The organism is Kocuria turfanensis, assembly GCF_001580365.1.
Lineage (GTDB): Bacteria > Actinomycetota > Actinomycetes > Actinomycetales > Micrococcaceae > Kocuria > Kocuria turfanensis.
In genome coordinates this window covers 2,929,209-2,948,767 of sequence record NZ_CP014480.1, presented here as the reverse complement: position 1 = coordinate 2,948,767, position 19,559 = coordinate 2,929,209, and the positions used below count along the sequence as shown (strand labels likewise).

17 protein-coding genes and 3 rRNA genes are annotated in these 19,559 nt (G+C 69.0%); 5 read left to right on the top strand and 15 right to left on the bottom strand.

Annotated elements, in window-relative coordinates:
• Nucleotides 1–9: 9 nt before the first annotated feature.
• Nucleotides 10–648, bottom strand: coding sequence for an anthranilate synthase component II (locus AYX06_RS13575; RefSeq protein WP_062736224.1), 639 nt, complete (start codon nucleotides 646–648; stop codon nucleotides 10–12).
• A gap of 143 nt (nucleotides 649–791) precedes the next feature.
• Here AYX06_RS13575 and AYX06_RS20250 point away from each other — a divergent pair, with 143 nt between their 5' ends.
• Together AYX06_RS20250 and AYX06_RS13565 are read left to right on the top strand one after the other, a co-directional pair.
• Entirely contained in the window at nucleotides 792–1,193 is a 402-nt protein-coding gene (locus tag AYX06_RS20250) for a cell division protein CrgA (RefSeq protein WP_186815662.1), read from the top strand.
• A gap of 88 nt (nucleotides 1,194–1,281) precedes the next feature.
• Complete coding sequence (locus tag AYX06_RS13565) at nucleotides 1,282–1,479, top strand: hypothetical protein (RefSeq protein ID WP_062736223.1); 198 nt, start codon at nucleotides 1,282–1,284, stop codon at nucleotides 1,477–1,479.
• A gap of 100 nt (nucleotides 1,480–1,579) precedes the next feature.
• On the opposite strand, the gene AYX06_RS13560 is transcribed toward AYX06_RS13565, so the two are convergent.
• From AYX06_RS13560 to AYX06_RS13545, 4 genes are all read right to left on the bottom strand, one after another.
• A complete protein-coding gene (locus AYX06_RS13560) occupies nucleotides 1,580–2,176 on the bottom strand; it encodes a YceI family protein (RefSeq protein ID WP_062736222.1) in 597 nt (198 codons plus the stop codon).
• Between the two features lie 188 nt (nucleotides 2,177–2,364).
• Entirely contained in the window at nucleotides 2,365–3,057 is a 693-nt protein-coding gene (locus AYX06_RS13555) for a flavin reductase family protein (RefSeq protein WP_084271628.1), read from the bottom strand.
• Nucleotides 3,058–3,227: 170 nt separating this feature from the next.
• Nucleotides 3,228–3,779, bottom strand: coding sequence for a flavin reductase family protein (locus AYX06_RS13550; protein WP_062736221.1), 552 nt, complete (start codon nucleotides 3,777–3,779; stop codon nucleotides 3,228–3,230).
• Nucleotides 3,780–3,800: 21 nt separating this feature from the next.
• Nucleotides 3,801–4,496 carry an alpha-ketoglutarate-dependent dioxygenase AlkB family protein gene (locus tag AYX06_RS13545; protein WP_062736220.1) on the bottom strand — a complete coding sequence of 232 codons (696 nt, stop codon included), beginning with the start codon at nucleotides 4,494–4,496 and terminating at the stop codon, nucleotides 3,801–3,803.
• 160 nt (nucleotides 4,497–4,656) lie between these two features.
• Between AYX06_RS13545 and AYX06_RS13540 the strand changes: the two genes are divergently transcribed.
• Nucleotides 4,657–5,685 carry an LLM class flavin-dependent oxidoreductase gene (locus tag AYX06_RS13540; RefSeq protein WP_062737072.1) on the top strand — a complete coding sequence of 343 codons (1,029 nt, stop codon included), beginning with the start codon at nucleotides 4,657–4,659 and terminating at the stop codon, nucleotides 5,683–5,685.
• 68 nt (nucleotides 5,686–5,753) lie between these two features.
• Complete coding sequence (locus AYX06_RS13535; protein ID WP_062736219.1) at nucleotides 5,754–6,596, top strand: GDSL-type esterase/lipase family protein; 843 nt, start codon at nucleotides 5,754–5,756, stop codon at nucleotides 6,594–6,596.
• Nucleotides 6,597–6,693: 97 nt separating this feature from the next.
• Here AYX06_RS13535 and AYX06_RS13530 read toward each other — a convergent pair whose 3' ends face one another.
• The 9 genes from AYX06_RS13530 to AYX06_RS13490 all read right to left on the bottom strand — a co-directional run bounded on the left by AYX06_RS13530 (nucleotide 6,694) and on the right by AYX06_RS13490 (nucleotide 17,175).
• Nucleotides 6,694–7,350, bottom strand: coding sequence for a DUF3618 domain-containing protein (locus AYX06_RS13530; protein WP_062736218.1), 657 nt, complete (start codon nucleotides 7,348–7,350; stop codon nucleotides 6,694–6,696).
• The gene (locus AYX06_RS13525; RefSeq protein WP_062736217.1) at nucleotides 7,347–7,820 is read right to left on the bottom strand and encodes a phage holin family protein; all 474 of its coding nucleotides are present in this window, start codon (nucleotides 7,818–7,820) and stop codon (nucleotides 7,347–7,349) included. The genes AYX06_RS13530 and AYX06_RS13525 overlap by 4 nt, the downstream gene beginning before the upstream one ends.
• Nucleotides 7,817–8,617 carry an ATP synthase subunit B family protein gene (locus AYX06_RS13520; protein ID WP_062736216.1) on the bottom strand — a complete coding sequence of 267 codons (801 nt, stop codon included), beginning with the start codon at nucleotides 8,615–8,617 and terminating at the stop codon, nucleotides 7,817–7,819. Before AYX06_RS13520 ends, AYX06_RS13525 begins: the two co-directional genes overlap by 4 nt.
• A gap of 138 nt (nucleotides 8,618–8,755) precedes the next feature.
• Nucleotides 8,756–9,694 (bottom strand): SDR family oxidoreductase, encoded by a 939-nt coding sequence (locus AYX06_RS13515; RefSeq protein ID WP_062736215.1) that lies wholly within the window; start codon nucleotides 9,692–9,694, stop codon nucleotides 8,756–8,758.
• Nucleotides 9,695–9,828: 134 nt separating this feature from the next.
• Nucleotides 9,829–10,641 carry an alpha/beta fold hydrolase gene (locus AYX06_RS13510; RefSeq protein ID WP_084271625.1) on the bottom strand — a complete coding sequence of 271 codons (813 nt, stop codon included), beginning with the start codon at nucleotides 10,639–10,641 and terminating at the stop codon, nucleotides 9,829–9,831.
• Between the two features lie 97 nt (nucleotides 10,642–10,738).
• Nucleotides 10,739–11,347, bottom strand: coding sequence for a superoxide dismutase family protein (locus tag AYX06_RS13505; RefSeq protein WP_062736214.1), 609 nt, complete (start codon nucleotides 11,345–11,347; stop codon nucleotides 10,739–10,741).
• A 173-nt stretch (nucleotides 11,348–11,520) separates the two neighbouring features.
• A 5S ribosomal RNA gene (rrf, locus tag AYX06_RS13500) occupies nucleotides 11,521–11,637 on the bottom strand.
• Nucleotides 11,638–11,841: 204 nt separating this feature from the next.
• A 23S ribosomal RNA gene (locus AYX06_RS13495) occupies nucleotides 11,842–14,975 on the bottom strand.
• 672 nt (nucleotides 14,976–15,647) lie between these two features.
• Nucleotides 15,648–17,175 (bottom strand): 16S ribosomal RNA (locus tag AYX06_RS13490).
• Together the 16S, 23S and 5S rRNA genes form the textbook arrangement of a ribosomal RNA operon.
• A gap of 645 nt (nucleotides 17,176–17,820) precedes the next feature.
• Between AYX06_RS13490 and AYX06_RS13485 the strand changes: the two genes are divergently transcribed.
• On the top strand, nucleotides 17,821–18,165 hold the full coding sequence (locus tag AYX06_RS13485) for a hypothetical protein (protein WP_062736213.1): 345 nt from the start codon (nucleotides 17,821–17,823) through the stop codon (nucleotides 18,163–18,165).
• 111 nt (nucleotides 18,166–18,276) lie between these two features.
• Here AYX06_RS13485 and AYX06_RS13480 read toward each other — a convergent pair whose 3' ends face one another.
• On the bottom strand, nucleotides 18,277–19,515 hold the full coding sequence (locus AYX06_RS13480; protein ID WP_062736212.1) for an acyl-CoA dehydrogenase family protein: 1,239 nt from the start codon (nucleotides 19,513–19,515) through the stop codon (nucleotides 18,277–18,279).
• Nucleotides 19,516–19,559: the final 44 nt, after the last annotated feature.

The window sequence follows — 19,559 nt, the reverse complement described above, 5'->3', positions numbered from 1 at the left end:
GGGCCGCGCTCAGACGGTGATCAGCGGGGACAGCGAGCCTGCCGCGCGCGCCGCGCCCTTGAGTCCCACGAGCTCGAGCCAGTTGCCGAGCATGAGGTAGCCGCCCTCCGTGAGGACCGACTCGGGGTGGAACTGCAGCCCGTGCAGCGGCGCGCTGCGGTGCCGCAGGCCCATGATGACCCCGTTCGGGGTGCGCGCCGTGACCTCCAGGACCTCGGGGACCGACTGGTCGACCACGGCCAGGGAGTGGTAGCGCGTCGCGGTGAACGGACTGGGCACCCCGCCGAAGACGCTGGACCCGTTGTGCTCCACGCGGGACGTCTTCCCGTGCATGAGCTCCTCCGCGTGGGTGACGGTCCCGCCGTAGGCCTCCGCGAGCGCCTGGTGGCCGAGGCAGACGCCCAGCAGCGGCTGCCCGGTCCGCTCGGCGTTGCGGATCAGCGGGGTGCACACCCCTGCGTCGGCGGGGGCGCCGGGGCCCGGGGAGAGCAGGACGCCGTGGTGCTCGCCGGCGAGGGCGCACGCGGCGGCCTCGTCCAGGTCGTCGTTGCGGATCACCGTGGTGCGGGCGCCGAGCTGCTCGAGGTAGCCGACCAGGGTGTAGACGAAGCTGTCGTAGTTGTCCACGACGAGGATCTTGACGGTCACGGGATCTCCTGGGAGTGGGGTGCCGGGTCGGCACGTGCGCCCGTCCAGCTTACGCGTCCGCCGAAGGGTGCGCACCGGACGGCTAGACTGGGCAACCGGACCCCCCGCCGTGAACACGGCCCGCTTGGTGACCAGGAGGATCAGTGCCCGAGTCGAAGAACCGCCGCAAGAAGCCCGCCCGCCGCCCGGGAGGGTCCGGCCGGACGGCACCGGCCGCCGGCCCGCAGGTCGACGAGGAGCTCGCACGGCTGGCGGCGGAGGGACTGCCCGGAGGGTCCACCGCCTACGACCCGGACGCGACCGCCGCCGCGGTGGCGCAGGAGCTGACCGAACGCTCCCGGCACGGCTCTCCGGAGAGCCACGCCCCCACCCCCACCTGGTACAAGGCCGTCATGCTGGGGCTGCTCGTCGTCGGGCTGCTGTGGCTGATCGTCTACTACCTCTTCCAGGGCGCCTACCCCGTGCCGGGGATCGGCACCTGGAACATCGCCGTGGGGCTGGGCCTGATGATGGCCGGTCTGATCATGACCACGAAGTGGCGATGACGGCGGACCGGACCGCCTGACCGGCCGTGCGCGGTGGACCGCTCCTGCTGAGAGAATGGGGGCGGATCCCGACGACCACGGAGGAAACGTGTCCCATTCCAGCACCGACCCTGAGGAGCCGCGCGACAGGCCGCCGCGACCGCTCGAGGACGAGATCGCCGCGTCCCGGCCCCGGCGCGGCGGGCGGATCAACCCCGCCACGTTCGAGGTGCGGCTGCGCCGGTGGGCGCTGCTGCTGCTGATCACCGTCCCCGCCGTCTGGTTCGTGGTGCAGCGGCTCACCTGACGCGCGCCGACGACGACCGACGGCCGGCGGCCCGCCCCCTCGGGGGTGCGGGCCGCCGGCCGTCGGTGGTGCGGAACGGGGGGTCCCGCGGCTACCGGGATCAGGCGCCGGCCGTGATGGCCTCCTGGCCCTCCACGGTCTCCTCGGGGTCGTCCTGCGGGGCGGTGAAGGCGACGTCGAGGGTGATCGCCACCTTGTCGGAGACGAGCACCCCGCCGGCCTCCATGGCGGCGTTCCAGGTGATGCCGAAGTCCTTGCGGGAGATGGTGGTCCCGGCGGAGAAGCCGGCCCGGGTCACGCCGAAGGCGTCGACGACCACGCCGTTGAACTCGGCGGCGAGCTCCACCGTGCGGGTGACGTCCTTGATGGTCAGCTCGCCGGTGATGGTGCCCTCCTCGTCCTCGAAGGCCACGGCCGTCGACCGGAAGGTCATCGTGGGGTACTGCTCGACGTCGAAGAAGTCGGCGCTGCGGACGTGACCGTCCCGGTCGGCGTTCTTGGTGTCGATGGAGGCCATCTGCACGGTGGCCGTCAGCGTCGAGGCCTCGACCGGGTCGGCGACCCGGAGCTGGGCGTCGACCTCGCCGAAGGTGCCGCGGACCTTCGAGATGCCGGCGTGGCGGACCGTGAAGGCGACCTCCGAGTGGGCGGGGTCGAAGGTCCAGGAGCCGGGGACGAGAGCGGTGAGCTGGGACATGGGGTTCTCCTCGGATTGCGGATCGAGCAGGTGGTTGCTTCGTCAACTACTCTACGAACCCGTTGGTGATGTGTCAACAACCCGGGTGGTTTCTTTTCCGGCACGGGGATCCGGCTCGTCCGGGGGGCCTGGGGTCCGAACCCCCGGGCTCGGTGCCCGGAGTCGGTCCCCGGAGCCAGTCTTCGGAGTCAGTCGTCGGGGTCGAGCGCGGAGCGGTCGCTGAGCCCGTGGAAGCGGCGGCGGTGGTACACCAGCGGGGCGCCCGTGCCCTCGTCGCCGAGGACGTCGACCACCGCGGCGTTGAAGACGAGGGCGGGGCCGGCCTTGATCCGGGCCAGCGGGACCGCGCGCAGGACGCGGCCCACGCCGAGCAGCCGGGGCTCCCCGGTCGCCAGGTACTCCCACGGCATGTCCGGTCCGAAGCGCGGGGCCCCCGAGACGGCGAAGGACCGGGCGAGACCCAGGTTCTCGGCGTCCAGCAGGTGCACCAGGAAGGAGTCGGCCTCGGCCAGCAGAGCCGCCGAGCCCTGCCGGGCCTGCAGCGAGAAGCCGAGGATGGGCGGGACGGCCGACACGGAGGACACCGAGGACGCGGTCAGCCCCACGGGCCCGTCGGGGCCCCGGGCGGTGATGATGGCCACCCCTGCGGGGTGGTCGGCGAACACCGCCTTGAACGCGTCCCCCACGTGGTCCAGGTCCGGGAGGTGGTCGGCGGGGACCTCCAGGTCGGCGACCACCGCCGCCGCGTGCTCGGCCGCCGCCCCCGAGGGCGGGACCGCACTGAGCCGGGACTCCTCCGCGGACGAGCCCGGGCTCGTCCCGGTCGGCGCGGAGCCGCCGGACGCCCCGCCGGGTCCGCGTTCGTGGTGCTGGGCCGCCATGAGGATCCTTCCGTGGAGTGCGGTGGGAACGGTGCCGCCGGACACGGCGCCACCCGTCCACGCTAAGACCTCAACCGGAGCGAGCGTCGAAGCATTCCGCCGGTGACCGCCCGAGAACTTCTGGCGTCACAGACTTGCGCGGACGCCGATCCTGTGCTTCGACTGGGTGGTCACCGGGTCAGCCCCCGGTAGCCGCGGGCGAAGTGCACCAGCGGGTCGTCCGCCTGGGCCTCGCGCACCCCCCGGCCCATCGCCGTGACCTCCCCCACCACGAGCTGGTGCGTCGCCGCGGTGTGCACCGCCACGGTGGCGAGCTCGAACCACGCGAGGGCTCCGTCCAGCACCGCCGCTCCCGAGCCGGGAGCGCGGCGGAAGGGCACCCGGTCCAGCAGGCCCTCCACGGGGTTGCCCGGGCTCGCGAGCCAGTTCGCCACGCCCTCCTGGTCCCGGCGCAGCACGGAGAGGGTCCACGCCCCGGCCGACTCCACCGCGTCGCAGATCCGGCCCTCCTCGAACAGGCTCACCAGCATGGTGGGCGGGTCGTAGGACACGTCGAGGAAGCCGGTCACGGTCGCGGCGACATCGCGTCGCCGGTGCCGGGCGGCCACGACGGCGACCCCGGAGGCGATGTCCGCGGCGAGCAGCCGGTAGGCGCCGGCGTCCTCCTCGTCCACGGCCGCCGGGTCGATCAGGTGGGCCGGTGCGGCGTCGGGGAGCTCCATCCCGTCAGTGTGGCACGGCGCTCACCGTCCGGGGGCGGCCCGCCCCGTCATCCGCAGGGTGAGGTTCAGCCGCCCGCCCTTCATGCCCAGCTCCGGGGCGGCCGTGCCCGGGAGGATCCGCGGCACCCCGTGGAACGCGTAGCGGGAGGGCCCGCCGAAGACGAACAGGTCGCCGCTGCGGAGCTCCACGTCCTGGTACGGGGCCGCGCGGGTCTGCGTGTTGCCGAACCGGAAGACGCAGGCGTCTCCGAGGGACAGGGACACGATCGGGGCGGCGGAGAACTCGTCCCTGTCCTGGTGCATGCCCATCCGCGCCGAGGCGTCGTAGAAGTTGAGCAGGGCCGTGTCCGGCAGGTAGTCCCGGGCCTCCGCGCTGTCCTCGCCGCAGGCCTCCGCCACGGCGCGGCGACCCAGCTCCGCCAGCCACCCCGGCATGTCCGGGGCCCGCTTGTGCTCGCCGGTGCGCAGGTACCGGTAGGGCGCCCAGTCCCAGCCCAGCGTGGTCGAGCGCACCGACATCCGGCCGCCCCCGGGCAGGACCACGTGGCGCAGGGGCACCGGGCCGGTGGCCCACTCCCGGCACCGCAGCACCAGCTCCCGCTGCTGGGCGAGGTCCAGCCAGCCCGGCACGTGCACGGCTCCCGGCGCGATCTCGGCGCGCTCCCGCGGCAGCTCGAAGAGCTCCGGCACCCCGAAGGGGGTCGAGGGATCGGTCATGGTGCCGAGCGTAGCCCGGGCCGCCGACAGCTCCGGCGGCGGCGCCCGCGGCGGCGCCGGGTGCCCGCCCGCACGCCGCGGCCTGTGCTCCCCGCCACGGCGGCGCCCGGCGGACAGGAGTAGCGTGGAGGGCCTCCCCGACTCCCGTGAAAGGTCCGCCGTGCCCCTGCCGCTGTCCGTCATCGACTTCGCCACCGTCCGCCCGGGCGCCTCCGTCGGTGAGAGCTTCGCCGACTCCGTCCGCCTCGCCCAGCACGCCGAACGGCTGGGCTACCGGCGTGTCTGGTACTCCGAGCACCACAACATGCCCACGATCGCGTCCTCGGCCCCGGCCGTGCTGATCGCCCACGTCGCGGCGCACACGTCCACGATCCGCCTCGGGTCGGGCGGGGTGATGCTCCCCAACCACTCCCCCCTGGTCGTCGCCGAGCAGTTCGGCACCCTCGCCGAGCTGCACCCCGGGCGGATCGACCTGGGCCTGGGCCGTGCGCCCGGCACCGACCTGCGCACGGTGCGGGCCATGCGCCGGGACCCCTCCGCCGCCGAGCAGTTCCCGCAGGACGTGCGCGAGCTGCAGGGCTACCTGAGCGGCCGCTCCCTCGTGCCGGGGGTCAGTGCCGTCCCCGGGGCCGGGACGAACGTTCCGCTGACGATCCTCGGCTCCTCGCTGTTCGGCGCGCAGCTCGCCGCGGCGTACGGGCTGCCCTATGCGTTCGCCTCGCACTTCGCCCCGGACTCCCTCGCGGACGCGGTGGCCGCCTACCGGGCACGGTTCCAGCCCTCGGAGCAGCTCGCCGAGCCGTACGCCATCGCGGCCGTGAACGTCATCGCCTCGGACAGCGCCGACGACGCCGCCGCGCAGCTGGAGACCGCTCGGCGCGAGCGGGTGCGGGCCATGGTGGGCCGTGATCGCGCGCTGAGCGAGGCGGAGCTGGACATGGTGATGGACAGCCCTGCCGGCCAGCAGATCCTGCACATGCTCCACTGGTCCGTCGCCGGCACCGGCCCCGAGGTGAGGAGCTACCTCGAGCGCTTCGCGGAGACGGCCGACGCCGACGAGCTGATGATCGCTCCCGCCTCTCCCGGCCGGGGAGAAGCGCTGCGCTCGCTGGAGATCCTCGCGGAGGCCTGGCACGGCGGGGTCCGTCACAATGCGGACGAGCGGCCGGGCACGGGCGTGCGACGGTAAATTGAGGGAGCGGCCCGGCCCCAGGGCCGGGCCCGGCACCGTGCCGCTCCTCCTCGAAAGGTCCCCGCATGCGCGCATTCCCCGCCCGACGCACCGCCCGCACCCTGGCCGCGGCCCTCGCCCTCGCCCTCGCCGGCGTCGGCGTCTCCCCCGCCGCGGCGGCTCCGCGCACGGTCGACGTCGTCAATCTCGGCGACTCCTACTCCGCGGCCTTCGGCACGGGCGGCCTGCAGGAGGTCGAGGGCCTGCCCGGGTGCTACCAGGGCACCGGAGAGGACCACGTCGACAAGCTGGCGAGCCGGCCGCGCGTGGACGTGGCCCTGGACGCGGCGTGCGCGGGGTTCACCACCACGCAGGTGCGGGGGCTCGTCTCCGTGCCGCTGGTGACGGACGCCCTCGCCGAGGCGGAGCTGGTCACGCTCACCATGGGCGGCAACGACATCCGCTGGGGCGACTTCATCCGGGCCTGCAGCGCCCCGGCCGAGGCGGCCGCCGGGCCGGTCGCGTGCGACGCCATGCTCGCCCGGGCCCCGCAGCTGATCGCCTCCGCCGCGGCCTCCGCGGCCGCCACCGTGGAGGCGATCGACGAGGTGACGGACGGCCGCGTGGTCGTGCTGGGCTATCCGCACCTGCTCGACGAGCGGCAGGACAGCGCGCTCGTCTCCGCGGAGCGCGCCGCCCAGCTCAACGCCTGGACGGACGAGCTCAACGCCGCCCTCGCCGCGCAGGTCGAGGCCGAGGGCGCCGTGTTCGTGGACGTCACCGACCGCTTCCGCGGCCACGGGGTCGGGTCGGCGGACCCGTGGATCCTCGTCGACCCCGGGAGCTCCCACAACCTGCACCCGACCGAGCAGGGGTACCTGTCGGGCTACTACCCCGGCCTGATGAGCCAGGTGGCCCGGGCCCGCTGACGGTCGGCCGACCACGACGAGGGCCCCGGATCGTCGATCCGGGGCCCTCGTCGTGGTGCCGGGGCACCACACCGGCCGCGGGGCGGCCGGTCGCGCGTCAGGCGTTCTTCGTCTCGTCCTTGACGGACTGCGCCGAGCCCTGGGCGGAGGACTTCAGCTGCTGGGCCTCGTCCTGGCCCTGCGACTTGACCTCCTGGGCGCCGGACCGGGCGGTCTCCTTGACGGACTGCGCCGCGTCCTTGGCCGGCTCCTTGAGGTCCTGGGCGACCTCCTGGGCCGCGTCCTTGGCCGACTCGACCGCGTGCTGGGCGTGGGGCTGGACCCGGTCCGCCGCACCGGCGACGAGCTCCTGCTCCTTCTGCGTGGAGGGCAGCAGGGAGCCGACGAGCCAGCCCGCGCCGAGGGCGATCAGACCGGCGGCGAGCGGGTTGCCGCGGGTCTTCGCCTTGGCGGCGGCGGGGGCGTGCTGCACTCCCTCCCGGAGGTCACCGGCGCGCTCCTGCACACCGTCCCGGAGGTCGCCCGCACGGCCCTGCACACCCTCCTTGAGGTGGCGGCCGTGGTCGGAGGCGTCGTCGGAGGCTCCCATGACGCGCTCGCGCACGTCCTGCATCTTGCCGCGGACCTTGTCCTTCTGGCGGTCCACGACGCGCTCGGGGGTCACCTTCTCGGCGACGGCGTCGACGTCGGAGCCGAGTCGAGCGCGCGTGGCCTCGATGTCGGCGCGGATCTGTTCGGGGTTCTGCTGGCTCATCGGGTCTCCTTCTTGGAAGGCTTCACGGTCTCCGGGATCTCGGTGACGGTCTCGCGGGTCAGGGGCAGGGGATCCTGGGTGGCCTCGGCCATCTCCTGCTTGCCCTCGTTGAGGTTCTTCTTGCCCAGGGCGGCGAGGATGCCGGCGATGACGGCCCAGACGACCGCCACGATGACGGCGGACCAGGCCAGGCCGACCAGGTTGCCCAGGCCCCACATGAGGGCGATGGACAGGAACAGCAGGACGAAGTGACCGGCCACGCCGGCCCCGGCGAGCATGCCGGCGCCCTTGCCCGTGTCCTTGGCGGACTGCTTGGCCTCCTGCACGGCCTGGGCCGTCTCAGCCTTCGCGAGGGCGATCTCCTGCTGGATGAGGGTGGAGAGGTTGGTGCTCAGCGACTTGAACATCTCGCCGAGCGACTCGTGCTCCGCCCTGTTCTCGGCGTCGGAAGGGGGAATGGGATGGCTCATCGACGGTCGCCCTCCTGGTCCGGGTAGACGGTGCCCGGCACGCGGTCGGTGTAGGTGCGGGCGGCCTCGCCCTGCTCGTCGGAGCGGTAGGCGTAGGGGTCGCCCGGGGTGTAGCCCGAGGTCTCGGTGGCGGTGAGGTTCCGGTCGTAGCCCTGGTCGTAGACGGCCCCGGTCCCGACGCCGGCCGTGGCGCCCTGGGTGGTGCCACCGCCCTGCTGCCCGCCGACGCCGAAGTACTCCTTGGCGCCCTGGCGGTCGGTGGGGATCTCGTCGCTGTCCTTCACGCCGCGGGTCGTGCGGCCGGCGAGGAGGCCGATGCCGGCCGCCACGGCCAGGAAGGTGCCGGGACGGCGGGCCGCGAAGCGCCGGACGTCCTCGAGCAGGTCCTTGGCGTCCTTGTGCTCCAGGGAGGAGGCGAAGGAGTCGACCCGGCCGGACACGCTGCCCAGCAGGCCGGTCACGTAGTCGGACTCGGGCTTCTCGCCGCGGGAGAGCGCGGTGATCTCGTTGCTGACGGAGCGCACGGTGGAGGCGATGCGGTCCTGCTGGGGCTTCACCTGGTCCTTGAGCTCGCTCCGGAGCTGGCCGATCAGGTCCTGGGCCTGGTGGGTGGCCTCCTGCTTGACGGCTGCGGCCTGGTCCTTGGCCGTCTCCTTGACGCGCTGGCCGGAGCCGGCCGCCTCGTTCTTGAGCTGCTGCGCCTCGGCCTTGCTCTGCTCCGCGGCGACGTCCTTCTTGGACGTGGTGCCGGTGTCGGCCGCGTGGCTCGCCGAACGGTCATAGGGGTTCGTGGTCATGATTCCGCCTTTCTACAGCACTTGATAAGTTCGCTGAGTATGCGAGCTGTGCCCAGAGTATGTCGTGGGCCCGGTCTCGCCAAGCACTTCCCCCGGGCGGCGCGGCGTCCGCCGCAGCCCGTCCCGCGGGAACGGGGCTCACGGCGACGGGCTGCCGCCGTTGACGTTGAGCGTCTCGCCGATCACGTAGCTGGACTCGGGGGAGGCCAGGAACACGTAGGCCGGGGCCAGTTCGGTCGGCTGGCCGGCGCGGCCGAGGGGGGTCGACTGCCCGAACTCCGGGAGGGCCTCCTTCGGCTGCCCGTCGGAGACCTGCAGGGGCGTCCAGAACGGGCCGGGCGCCACGGCGTTGACCCGGATGCCCTTGGGCGCCAGCTGCTGGCCGAGGCCCTTCGTGAAGTTGTTGATCGCCGCCTTCGTCGAGGCGTAGTCGAGCAGGTCGGGCGAGGGCTGGTAGGCCTGGATCGACGTCGTGTTGATGATCGAGGCCCCGGCGGGCAGGTGCCGCAGCGCGGCCTTGGTGATCCGGAACATCGCCAGGATGTTCACCGTGAAGGTGTCGGTCAGCTGGTCGTCGCTCAGGTCCTCGAGGTCCTCGACGGCGACCTGCTTGCCGGCGTTGTTCACGAGGATGTCCAGTCCGCCGAGTCCGTTCACGGCGTTCTCGACGAGAACCTCGCAGAAGGCCTTGTCCGTCAGGTCGCCGGGCAGGAGCACGGCCGTGCGGCCGGCCTTCTCGATGATGCCCTTCACGACCTGCGCGTCGGGCTCCTCGTCGGGCAGATAGTTCAGGGCGACGTCGGCGCCCTCCTTCGCGAAGGCGATGGCCACCGCCGCTCCGATGCCGGAGTCCGCGCCGGTGATCAGGGCCTTGCGGCCCACGAGCCGGCCGGTGCCGCGGTAGGAGAACTCGCCGCGATCCGTCTTCGGCTCGAGCTCCACGTCCAGGCCCGGCTCGGGCTGGTCCTGCTCGGGCGGCGAGAGAACGGGGTAGCGGGTCACCGGGTTCTGCAGGGTGAGCTGATCCGTCGACTCGTGGTGGGCGTCCTCGGAACCGCCGTTGCTGGTCTCAGTCATGTCCACTCCTTTCGTCGTGCACTCGGGTTACATCAGCATACTGAGCAATCGGGCACAAAGACAGCAGTTCACTCTCCGAGAACACGCCGGACCGGCGCGCGAGGCGGACGCTCGTGCGGTCGTCGGCCGGTCGTTCAGTGGGTGAAGCGCTGCAGGAAGGCGCGCAGGGCGTCGTCGAACGCGGCGGGCTGCTCGAGGCTCGGGGTGTGGCCGGCCTCGTCGATGACCACGAGCTGGGCGTCCGGGGCCAGGTCCGCCATCCGACGGCCCGCTCCGCCGTCGAAGACGTCGTCCGCGCCCACCACCACGAGCACCGGGACCCGGAGACCACGCAGCACGTCGCTGAGGTCCCGGCGCTCGGCACGCCCGCGCATCGCCGCGGCCGCCCCCTTGGCCGGCGCGCTCCGGAGCATGGCGAGCACCTCCGCCGCCACCCCGGGGCACGACTCCACCGTGGCGTCGGCGACCATCCGGCCGAGCACGCTGCGCCCGTAGGTCTCCATGCCGCCGGCCAGGATGGCGTCCGCCGTGGTGTGCCGGCGCCGCCTGCCGGCACGGTCCTCCCCCTCGGGGACGGTGTCGACGACGACGAGCCCGCGGACCCGCCCCGGATGCCGCCGGGCCAGTTCCATGGCGATCTGCCCGGACATCGAGAAGCCGACCACCACCGCGGCGGGCACACCGAGGTGGTCGAGCAGCCCGGCGACGTCGTCGGCGAACTCCTCCGTGTAGACGATCCCCTCGGTGATCCCGGACGCCCCGAAACCGCGCAGGTCCGGGGCCAGCACCCGCCAGCCGAGCTCGGCGAACACCTCGATCTGGCGCGCCCACATGCTCCGGTCGTAGGCGTGCCCGTGCAGCAGGAGCAGCACGGGGCCCTCGCCCCGGTCGGTGTAGGCCAGGGTGACGTCGTCGATCCTGGCGGTGAACGAACAGACATCGGACACGGCGGGGAACTCCTTCCACGGACCGGCTGCTACGGCCCCTCCAGCGTAGCCACTTCTCCCCCGCCGACCGAGGGCGACGACGCCCCGGGAGCCGCCCTCACTCGACCGCCCCGCAGGCCTGCCGGGACCCGGCGTCGCCCGTGCGGAGCGTGCTCTCGTCCGGTCCCTCGGGCGCGTAGCGTTCCGGCACGTTGGCGAAGTTGTCGGGGCCGGAGTGCAGGATCACCGCGCTGCCGTCCTCGTCGGCCGCGAGGTCCTCCACCCGGAAGCGGTCCGTGACGGTCGTGAGGAAGCCCAGGCCGTCCTGGGTGACGTAGACGCTCGTGAGGTCCCCCGTGTGGCCCGGGTGGTCCGCGGAGTCGCCGCCGAGGTGCCCGCCCGCGGACAGGAAGTCCCCGGTGGTCCCGGGGTCCCCCGGAGCGGCGCTGTCCGTCTCGCACAGCCCCGTCCCGTGGACGTGCAGGCCGTAGAAGCCCGGGTCGAGACCCTCCACCTGGGCCACGACCTCCGTGCCGGCGGAGACCTCCGAGAACTGCACGGTGCCCACCTCGGTGCCCTCCGCGTCCCGCAGCACCGCCTGCGAGGCCGCGCCGGCCTCCGCGGCGGCCGTGCTCTCCTCGACGACGGCGCCTCCGCTCCCGTCGCCGCAGCCCGCCAGGAGCAGGACAGCCGGCACCGCTGCCGCCGCCAGAACACTTCGCCGCATGGCTCCCCCTCGAGACCGTCGGATCCGCGTTCTCCGACGATAGGCCGAAGCCGGGCATGAGGAAAGGCCCCGCACCGGTGGGTGCGGGGCCTGGGGGGTGCCGGGGCTGCCGGCGGGGGGATGTGGGGAGCCCCCGCACCTGGTGGTGCGGGGGCTCGACCCTTGTGGGTGTGGTCCGGCGGTGTCCTACTCTCCCACACCCTGGCGGGTGCAGTACCATCGGCGCTGTGGGTCTTAGCTTCCGGGTTCGGGATGGGACCGGGCGTTTCCCCCACGCTATGACCGCCGTAACTCGTGTGCCGCACCCCGTGCGGCGTGTGGCCGGTGGGGTGGGTAAGTCAGGGGTCCGCCCGTGGTGGGCGGTATGCAATTGTGGCTGCTGCGGTGGTGCAACCGTGGCCCCGGGGGCGGGGTTGTTGGTTGGGAGCCGTATAGTGGACGCGGTGTTCTGTGGTGTCCCACCGGTGTCCCCACGCTTCGGTGGGGGGCGGGTGTGGGGTAAGTTGTCGGCGTATTAGTACCGGTCGGCTGCACACGTCGTTGGTTCGTGCTTCCACCTCCGGCCTATCAACCCAGTGGTCTCGCTGGGGGCCTCTCACACCAAGTGGTGTCTGGAAATCTCATCTCGAAGCGAGCTTCCCGCTTAGATGCTTTCAGCGGTTATCTCTTCCGAACGTAGCGAAGCAGCGGTGCACCTGGCGGTACAACTGCCATACCAGAGGTTCGTCCGTCCCGGTCCTCTCGTACTAAGGACAGGTCTTCTCAAATTTCCTGCGCGCGCAGCGGATAGGGACCGAACTGTCTCACGACGTTCTGAACCCAGCTCGCGTACCGCTTTAATGGGCGAACAGCCCAACCCTTGGGACCAACTCCAGCCCCAGGATGCGACGAGCCGACATCGAGGTGCCAAACCATGCCGTCGATATGGACTCTTGGGCAAGATCAGCCTGTTATCCCCGAGGTACCTTTTATCCGTTGAGCGACGGCCATTCCACAATGTACCGCCGGATCACTAGTCCCGACTTTCGTCCCTGCTCGAGCTGTCGCTCTCACAGTCAAGCTCCCTTGTGCACTTACACTCGACACCTGATTGCCAACCAGGCTGAGGGAACCTTTGGGCGCCTCCGTTACTCTTTAGGAGGCAACCGCCCCAGTTAAACTACCCATCAGGCACTGTCCCTGACCCGGATCACGGGCCGAAGTTAGATGTCCAGAGTGACCAGAGTGGTATTTCAACGTTGACTCCACGTGCACTGGCGTGCCCGCTTCACCGTCTCCCACCTATCCTACACAAGCCACACCGAACACCAATACCAAACTATAGTAAAGGTCTCGGGGTCTTTCCGTCCTGCTGCGCGTAACGAGCATCTTTACTCGTACTGCAATTTCGCCGAGTTCATGGTTGAGACAGCGGGGAAGTCGTTACTCCATTCGTGCAGGTCGGAACTTACCCGACAAGGAATTTCGCTACCTTAGGATGGTTATAGTTACCACCGCCGTTTACTGGGGCTTGAATTCTCCGCTTCGCCGTGAGGCTAACGGGTCCTCTTAACCTTCCAGCACCGGGCAGGAGTCAGTCCGTATACCTCGTCTTGCGACTTCGCACGGACCTGTGTTTTTGATAAACAGTCGCTTCCCCCTGGTCTCTGCGGCCCTTACCCGCTCGCACCAGCTAGTGGTGTCCACGGTCCGGGCCCCCCTTCTCCCGAAGTTACGGGGGCATTTTGCCGAGTTCCTTAACCATGATTCTCTCGATCGCCTTAGTATTCTCTACCTGATCACCTGTGTCGGTTTGGGGTACGGGCGGCTGGAACCTCGCGTCGATGCTTTTCTCGGCAGCATAGGATCACCGAATCCCCCCACGGATGGGGGTCCCGTCACGTCTCAGGCACGTGATCCGCGGATTTGCCAACGGATCGCCCTACACGCTTAGACCGGGTCTACCATCGCCCGGCTCGGCTACCTTCCTGCGTCACACCTGTTAATACGCTTACCTCCCCGGTTCAGGTCCCACGCTCCCCGACACCGGCGACCGGCCAATGGCCGGCACCTGGTGCGGTTCGGGTGGTTAGTGTCCCCGGTTCGATAGGGGCGGTTCTTCGCCGGTACGGGAATATCAACCCGTTGTCCATCGACTACGCCTGTCGGCCTCGCCTTAGGTCCCGACTGACCCAGGGCAGATTAGCTTGACCCTGGAACCCTTGATCATCCGGCGGACGGGTTTCTCACCCGTCATTCGCTACTCATGCCTGCATTCTCACTCGTGTGGGCTCCACCACTGGGTCACCCCGCAGCTTCACTGCCCACACGACGCTCCCCTACCCATCGCACCACCTGAACCACCCCCACGAAAGGGACGGCTGGGTATCGTTGGTGCAATGCCACAACTTCGGCGGTGTACTTGAGCCCCGCTACATTGTCGGCGCGGAATCACTTGACCAGTGAGCTATTACGCACTCTTTCAAGGGTGGCTGCTTCTAAGCCAACCTCCTGGTTGTCTGAGCAACTCCACATCCTTTCCCACTTAGCACACGCTTAGGGGCCTTAGTTGGTGGTCTGGGCTGTTTCCCTCTCGACTATGAAGCTTATCCCCCACAGTCTCACTGCTACGCTCTCACTTACCGGCATTCGGAGTTTGGCTGACGTCAGTAACCTTGTAGGGCCCATCGGCCATCCAGTAGCTCTACCTCCGGCAAGAAACACGTAACGCTGCACCTAAATGCATTTCGGGGAGAACCAGCTATCACGAAGTTTGATTGGCCTTTCACCCCTACCCACAGCTCATCCCCTCCATTTTCAACTGAAGTGGGTTCGGTCCTCCACGCGCTCTTACACGCGCTTCAACCTGGCCATGGGTAGATCACTTCGCTTCGGGTCTAGATCACGCCACTCACTCGCCCTGTTCAGACTCGCTTTCGCTACGGATACCCCTCACGGGTTAACCTCGCGACGTAACACTAACTCGCAGGCTCATTCTTCAAAAGGCACGCCGTCACCTTGTAGGGCTCCGACGGATTGTAGGCACACGGTTTCAGGTACTATTTCACTCCCCTCCCGGGGTACTTTTCACCTTTCCCTCACGGTACTGGTCCGCTATCGGTCATCAGGTAGTATTTAGGCTTACCAGGTGGTCCTGGCAGATTCACACGGGATTTCTCGGGCCCCGTGCTACTTGGGTACATGCTCCGCGCGGCAGCGGCGATTTCGTCTACGGGACTCCCACCCTCTACGGCCCGGCACTCACACCGGTTCGACTATCGCCCTGCACTCACACGCCCGGGCCGGCAGACCCGGGACGACACGCCCCACGACCCCGATGATGCAACCCCTGCCGGGTCTCACACACCATCGGTTTGGCCTCTTCCGCGTTCGCTCGCCACTACTGACGGAATCACTGTTGTTTTCTCTTCCTGTGGGTACTGAGATGTTTCACTTCCCCACGTTCCCTCCACGCACCCTATGCATTCAGGTACGGGTCACCACGCATAACACGTGGCGGGGTTTCCCCATTCGGAGACCCTCGGATCACAGCTCGTTTATCAGCTCCCCGAGGCTTATCGCAGATTACCGCGTCCTTCATCGGCTCCTGATGCCAAGGCATCCACCGTGCGCCCTTAAAAACTTGCCACATGATCACAGAACACACCGACCAACAACCACAACCAGCACCCGTCCACCGGCACCCCCACCCCGAAAGGCAGCAGCACCAGCACGAACACGCGCTCTCGCAGTCGTCGGCGGCGATCAATCACGAACTCTCCCGCACCACCACCCACCCCGCACGCAGCGGAAGCAGGAGAGGGCACGGGCGTTCTTAAGATGCTCGCGTCCACTATACAGTTCTCAAACAACAACCCACACACCCCACACCATGGTGCTTCGGGGGGCGGCACCGGACCCCCGCAAGGAGGACCGCACCGACCCACCGCACCGGTGGGGCGCCGGGACAACCAGAGCCAACACACCCCCACGACCCCGGCCCCCCGCACCACCACCCCCCTGAGGGGACAGCAGCACCGGAAGACCCGGAAACCACGAGGGCCCTGTTGTCTCAGGACCCAACAGTGCGCCATGGACCACACCCCCACCACCCGGGTATCAGCCGTTCCACCACCCCACCGACCCCCCGGCCCGCAAGGACCAGAGAACACAGCGGAGCGGGTACTGAAGAAGAACCCGGCCGGCACACGAGGTGCGGCCGCTTGCTCGTTGACATTCCACCCATGAGCTCACCCCACCAGCACCACGCACGGGCACTAGGGCGGGGGCGACCACCACACGGCGGTCAACGGCTCCTTAGAAAGGAGGTGATCCAGCCGCACCTTCCGGTACGGCTACCTTGTTACGACTTAGTCCCAATCGCCAGTCCCACCTTCGACGGCTCCCTCCCACAAGGGGTTAGGCCACCGGCTTCGGGTGTTACCAACTTTCGTGACTTGACGGGCGGTGTGTACAAGGCCCGGGAACGTATTCACCGCAGCGTTGCTGATCTGCGATTACTAGCGACTCCGACTTCATGAGGTCGAGTTGCAGACCTCAATCCGAACTGAGACCGGCTTTTTGGGATTAGCTCCACCTCACAGTATCGCAACCCTTTGTACCGGCCATTGTAGCATGCGTGAAGCCCAAGACATAAGGGGCATGATGATTTGACGTCATCCCCACCTTCCTCCGAGTTGACCCCGGCAGTCTCCTATGAGTCCCCACCATCACGTGCTGGCAACATAGAACGAGGGTTGCGCTCGTTGCGGGACTTAACCCAACATCTCACGACACGAGCTGACGACAACCATGCACCACCTGTCCACCGACCCCGAAGGGAAACCCCATCTCTGGGGTAGTCCGGTGAATGTCAAGCCTTGGTAAGGTTCTTCGCGTTGCATCGAATTAATCCGCATGCTCCGCCGCTTGTGCGGGCCCCCGTCAATTCCTTTGAGTTTTAGCCTTGCGGCCGTACTCCCCAGGCGGGGCACTTAATGCGTTAGCTACGGCGCGGAGAACGTGGAATGTCCCCCACACCTAGTGCCCAACGTTTACGGCATGGACTACCAGGGTATCTAATCCTGTTCGCTCCCCATGCTTTCGCTCCTCAGCGTCAGTAACAGCCCAGAGACCTGCCTTCGCCATCGGTGTTCCTCCTGATATCTGCGCATTTCACCGCTACACCAGGAATTCCAGTCTCCCCTACTGCACTCTAGTCTGCCCGTACCCACTGCAGACCCGGGGTTGAGCCCCGGGCTTTCACAGCAGACGCGACAAACCGCCTACGAGCTCTTTACGCCCAATAATTCCGGACAACGCTTGCGCCCTACGTATTACCGCGGCTGCTGGCACGTAGTTAGCCGGCGCTTCTTCTGCAGGTACCGTCACTTGTGGCTTCTTCCCTGCTGAAAGAGGTTTACAACCCGAAGGCCGTCATCCCTCACGCGGCGTCGCTGCATCAGGCTTCCGCCCATTGTGCAATATTCCCCACTGCTGCCTCCCGTAGGAGTCTGGGCCGTGTCTCAGTCCCAGTGTGGCCGGTCACCCTCTCAGGCCGGCTACCCGTCGTCGCCTTGGTGAGCCATTACCCCACCAACAAGCTGATAGGCCGTGAGCCCATCCAAAACCAGTCAAACCCTTTCCACCCCCCACCATGCGATGGAGGAGTCGTATCCAGTATTAGACCCGGTTTCCCAGGCTTATCCCAGAGTCAGGGGCAGGTTACTCACGTATTACTCACCCGTTCGCCACTAATCACCCCCGCAAGCGGGAGATCATCGTTCGACTTGCATGTGTTAAGCACGCCGCCAGCGTTCGTCCTGAGCCAGGATCAAACTCTCCGTCAAAAAACAGAAAAACAAACCCACCCACCCCGCAACAGAAGCAGGACGAGCGAGCGATCCAGGCCGAAAAAGACCACCCACACCCCACGGAGGCGGGACACAGGCGATCCATCAACCAAACAAAACATTTGGTATCAACAAACATGGCACACTATTGAGTTCTCAAACAACAGACCAAGAACCAGGACCCCAAAGGCCCCGAAACTCGTGAGTGGTATCTTCGCCGCCTCCCGGCCCCGGACAACCCGTCCCGGCCGCAGCGACTCAGCTAATTTACCTCCCCGACCCGCCCCACGCAACTCCCGCACCCCGCCCAGCAGGACACGACAGCACCAGAACGACTCCGGAGAAGAACCAACCACCGGAAAACCGGCCACCACCACGGGGCCAGAACCTCGCCCACCCGCGGCAACTCGGAAGACACTACACCCACCCCCCGACACCGTCAAAACACCTTCCAGGACCACTCGGAGGGCCGTGGATCGCCTGCCGTGGGGCCCTCGGGGGCACACCGAGGACCGGCCCGGGTCGGCCCCCGGGCCGGGGCCGTGCACGCGGTCCGCGAACGTCCGCCCCGACCCCTCGGACCGGGCGGGTTCGTGCGTAGGCTGATGACACATCCGTGACCGTCAACCGAAAGGACAGCAGATGAGCACCTCACCGGAAGAACTGCCGGAGACCCCCGACACCTACGAGGGCGCGGCGGAGGTCGACCCCGAGCACTGGCGTGACGACCCGCTCATCGAGGGAGCCGAGGTGGACGCGGCGGACGAGCGCGTCGATCCCGCCCACCCGGTGGTCCCGTCCGAGCAGCAGCTGCGGGACGAGACGGCCGAGGCCCGCTTCGAGGCCGGCGACGAGCAGATCCCGCCCGAGGAGCCGGGCATGGGCGAGGCCCTCGACGACCTCGACGTGCCCGAGAACTCGGGTTTCGAGGACGAGGTCGACGCGAGCAACGACTCGTTCCACGCCGGCGGCGACCCGCTCTCCTGAGCGCGGTCCCCGGACACGAGGACGCCCCGGCCGTGACGGCCGGGGCGTCCTCGTGTCCGGGGGTGCCGGCTGTCCGGGGGCGCCCGCTGCTCGGGGGTGCAGGTGCGCGGCTCAGGCGAACGCGGAGAGCCCCGTGATGCTCCGCCCGATGATCAGGGCCTGCATCGTCTCGGTCCCCTCGTAGGTGTGCAGGGCCTCGATGTCCGCGAAGTGACGGGCCACGCGGTGCTCGATCAGGATGCCGTTGCCGCCCATGAGGTCGCGGGCGTTCGCCGCGATCGAGCGCGCCGTCCGGGTCGAGGTGTACTTCGCCAGGGACGCCTGCTCGCCCGTGAGCGTCCCGGACTCCTCCCGCTCGGTCATCCGCGCCACGAGCAGCTGGATCTGGGTGAGCTCGCTGAGCATCCGGGCCAGGCGCTCCTGGACGATCTGGGACGCGGCGAGCGGCCGGCCGAACTGCACGCGCTGGGCGGCGTACTGGACCGCGGTCTCGTAGCAGGCCTGGGCGTGCCCCACGGCGCCCCACGCCACGCTGACCCGCGTGGCGAAGAGCACCGCGGCCGTGTCCTTGAAGGACCGGGCCGCCGGCAGCGCGTTCTCCTCAGGGACGAAGACGTCCTCGAAGCGCAGGTGCGCCTGGTGGATGGCGCGCAGGGCGAGCTTCCCGCGGATGGTCGTGCCGGTGTAGCCCTCGCTCTCCTGCGGGACCACGAAGCCGCGGACCTGGCCGTCCTCGTCGGAGCGGGCCCACACCACGGTGATCCCGCCCATGGAACCGTTGCCGATCCACTTCTTCTCGCCGTTGAGCAGCCAGCCGCCGTCCACCCGGGTGGCGCGGGTCTCCAGGCTCACGGAGTCCGAGCCGTGCGTGGGCTCGGTGAGCGCGAAGGCGCCGAGCAGCTCGCCGGTGGCCATGCGCGGCAGCCAGCGCTGCCGCTGCTCCTCGGAGCCGCACATCGCGATCGAGCGCATGGCGAGCCCGCCCTGGACGCCCGAGACGGTGGCGATGGACCCGTCGCCCCGGGAGAGCTCCATGCTGATCAGCCCGGCGGCGGTCTTGGACATCTCGGGGTAGCCGTCGACCGCCACGCCGTCGCGCAGCAGGTCGAGCTCCCCCAGGCGTCGGACGAGGTCGAGGGAGTACTCGGAGTTGTCCCAGTGCCCGGCGATCACCGGCAGCAGGTCCTCCTGGACGAAGGCCCGCGCCCGCATCCAGTGCTCGCGGTCGGCCTCGGAGACGGACTCGAACGCGCCGGCCGCGTCCGTGCCGAGGGCCTCGTCGAGGACGTAGTCGGGTTCCACGGTGCCGGCGGGGAACAGGTTCGCGCCGGTCTCAGGGGTGGCGGTCATCGGAGCATCCTTCGGTCGTTCGGCGGTCGGGTGGAGGGCGGTGC

Coding starts and splice junctions, on each gene's coding strand:
- AYX06_RS13560 (WP_062736222.1), bottom strand. CDS start 2,176: ATGTCCCAGCTCACCGCTCTCGTCCCCGGCTCCTGGACCTTCGACCCC.
- AYX06_RS13555 (WP_084271628.1), bottom strand. CDS start 3,057: ATGGCGGCCCAGCACCACGAACGCGGACCCGGCGGGGCGTCCGGCGGC.
- AYX06_RS13550 (WP_062736221.1), bottom strand. CDS start 3,779: ATGGAGCTCCCCGACGCCGCACCGGCCCACCTGATCGACCCGGCGGCC.
- AYX06_RS13545 (WP_062736220.1), bottom strand. CDS start 4,496: ATGACCGATCCCTCGACCCCCTTCGGGGTGCCGGAGCTCTTCGAGCTG.
- AYX06_RS13535 (WP_062736219.1), top strand. CDS start 5,754: ATGCGCGCATTCCCCGCCCGACGCACCGCCCGCACCCTGGCCGCGGCC.
- AYX06_RS13530 (WP_062736218.1), bottom strand. CDS start 7,350: ATGAGCCAGCAGAACCCCGAACAGATCCGCGCCGACATCGAGGCCACG.
- AYX06_RS13525 (WP_062736217.1), bottom strand. CDS start 7,820: ATGAGCCATCCCATTCCCCCTTCCGACGCCGAGAACAGGGCGGAGCAC.
- AYX06_RS13520 (WP_062736216.1), bottom strand. CDS start 8,617: ATGACCACGAACCCCTATGACCGTTCGGCGAGCCACGCGGCCGACACC.
- AYX06_RS13515 (WP_062736215.1), bottom strand. CDS start 9,694: ATGACTGAGACCAGCAACGGCGGTTCCGAGGACGCCCACCACGAGTCG.
- AYX06_RS13505 (WP_062736214.1), bottom strand. CDS start 11,347: ATGCGGCGAAGTGTTCTGGCGGCGGCAGCGGTGCCGGCTGTCCTGCTC.
- AYX06_RS13485 (WP_062736213.1), top strand. CDS start 17,821: ATGAGCACCTCACCGGAAGAACTGCCGGAGACCCCCGACACCTACGAG.
- AYX06_RS13480 (WP_062736212.1), bottom strand. CDS start 19,515: ATGACCGCCACCCCTGAGACCGGCGCGAACCTGTTCCCCGCCGGCACC.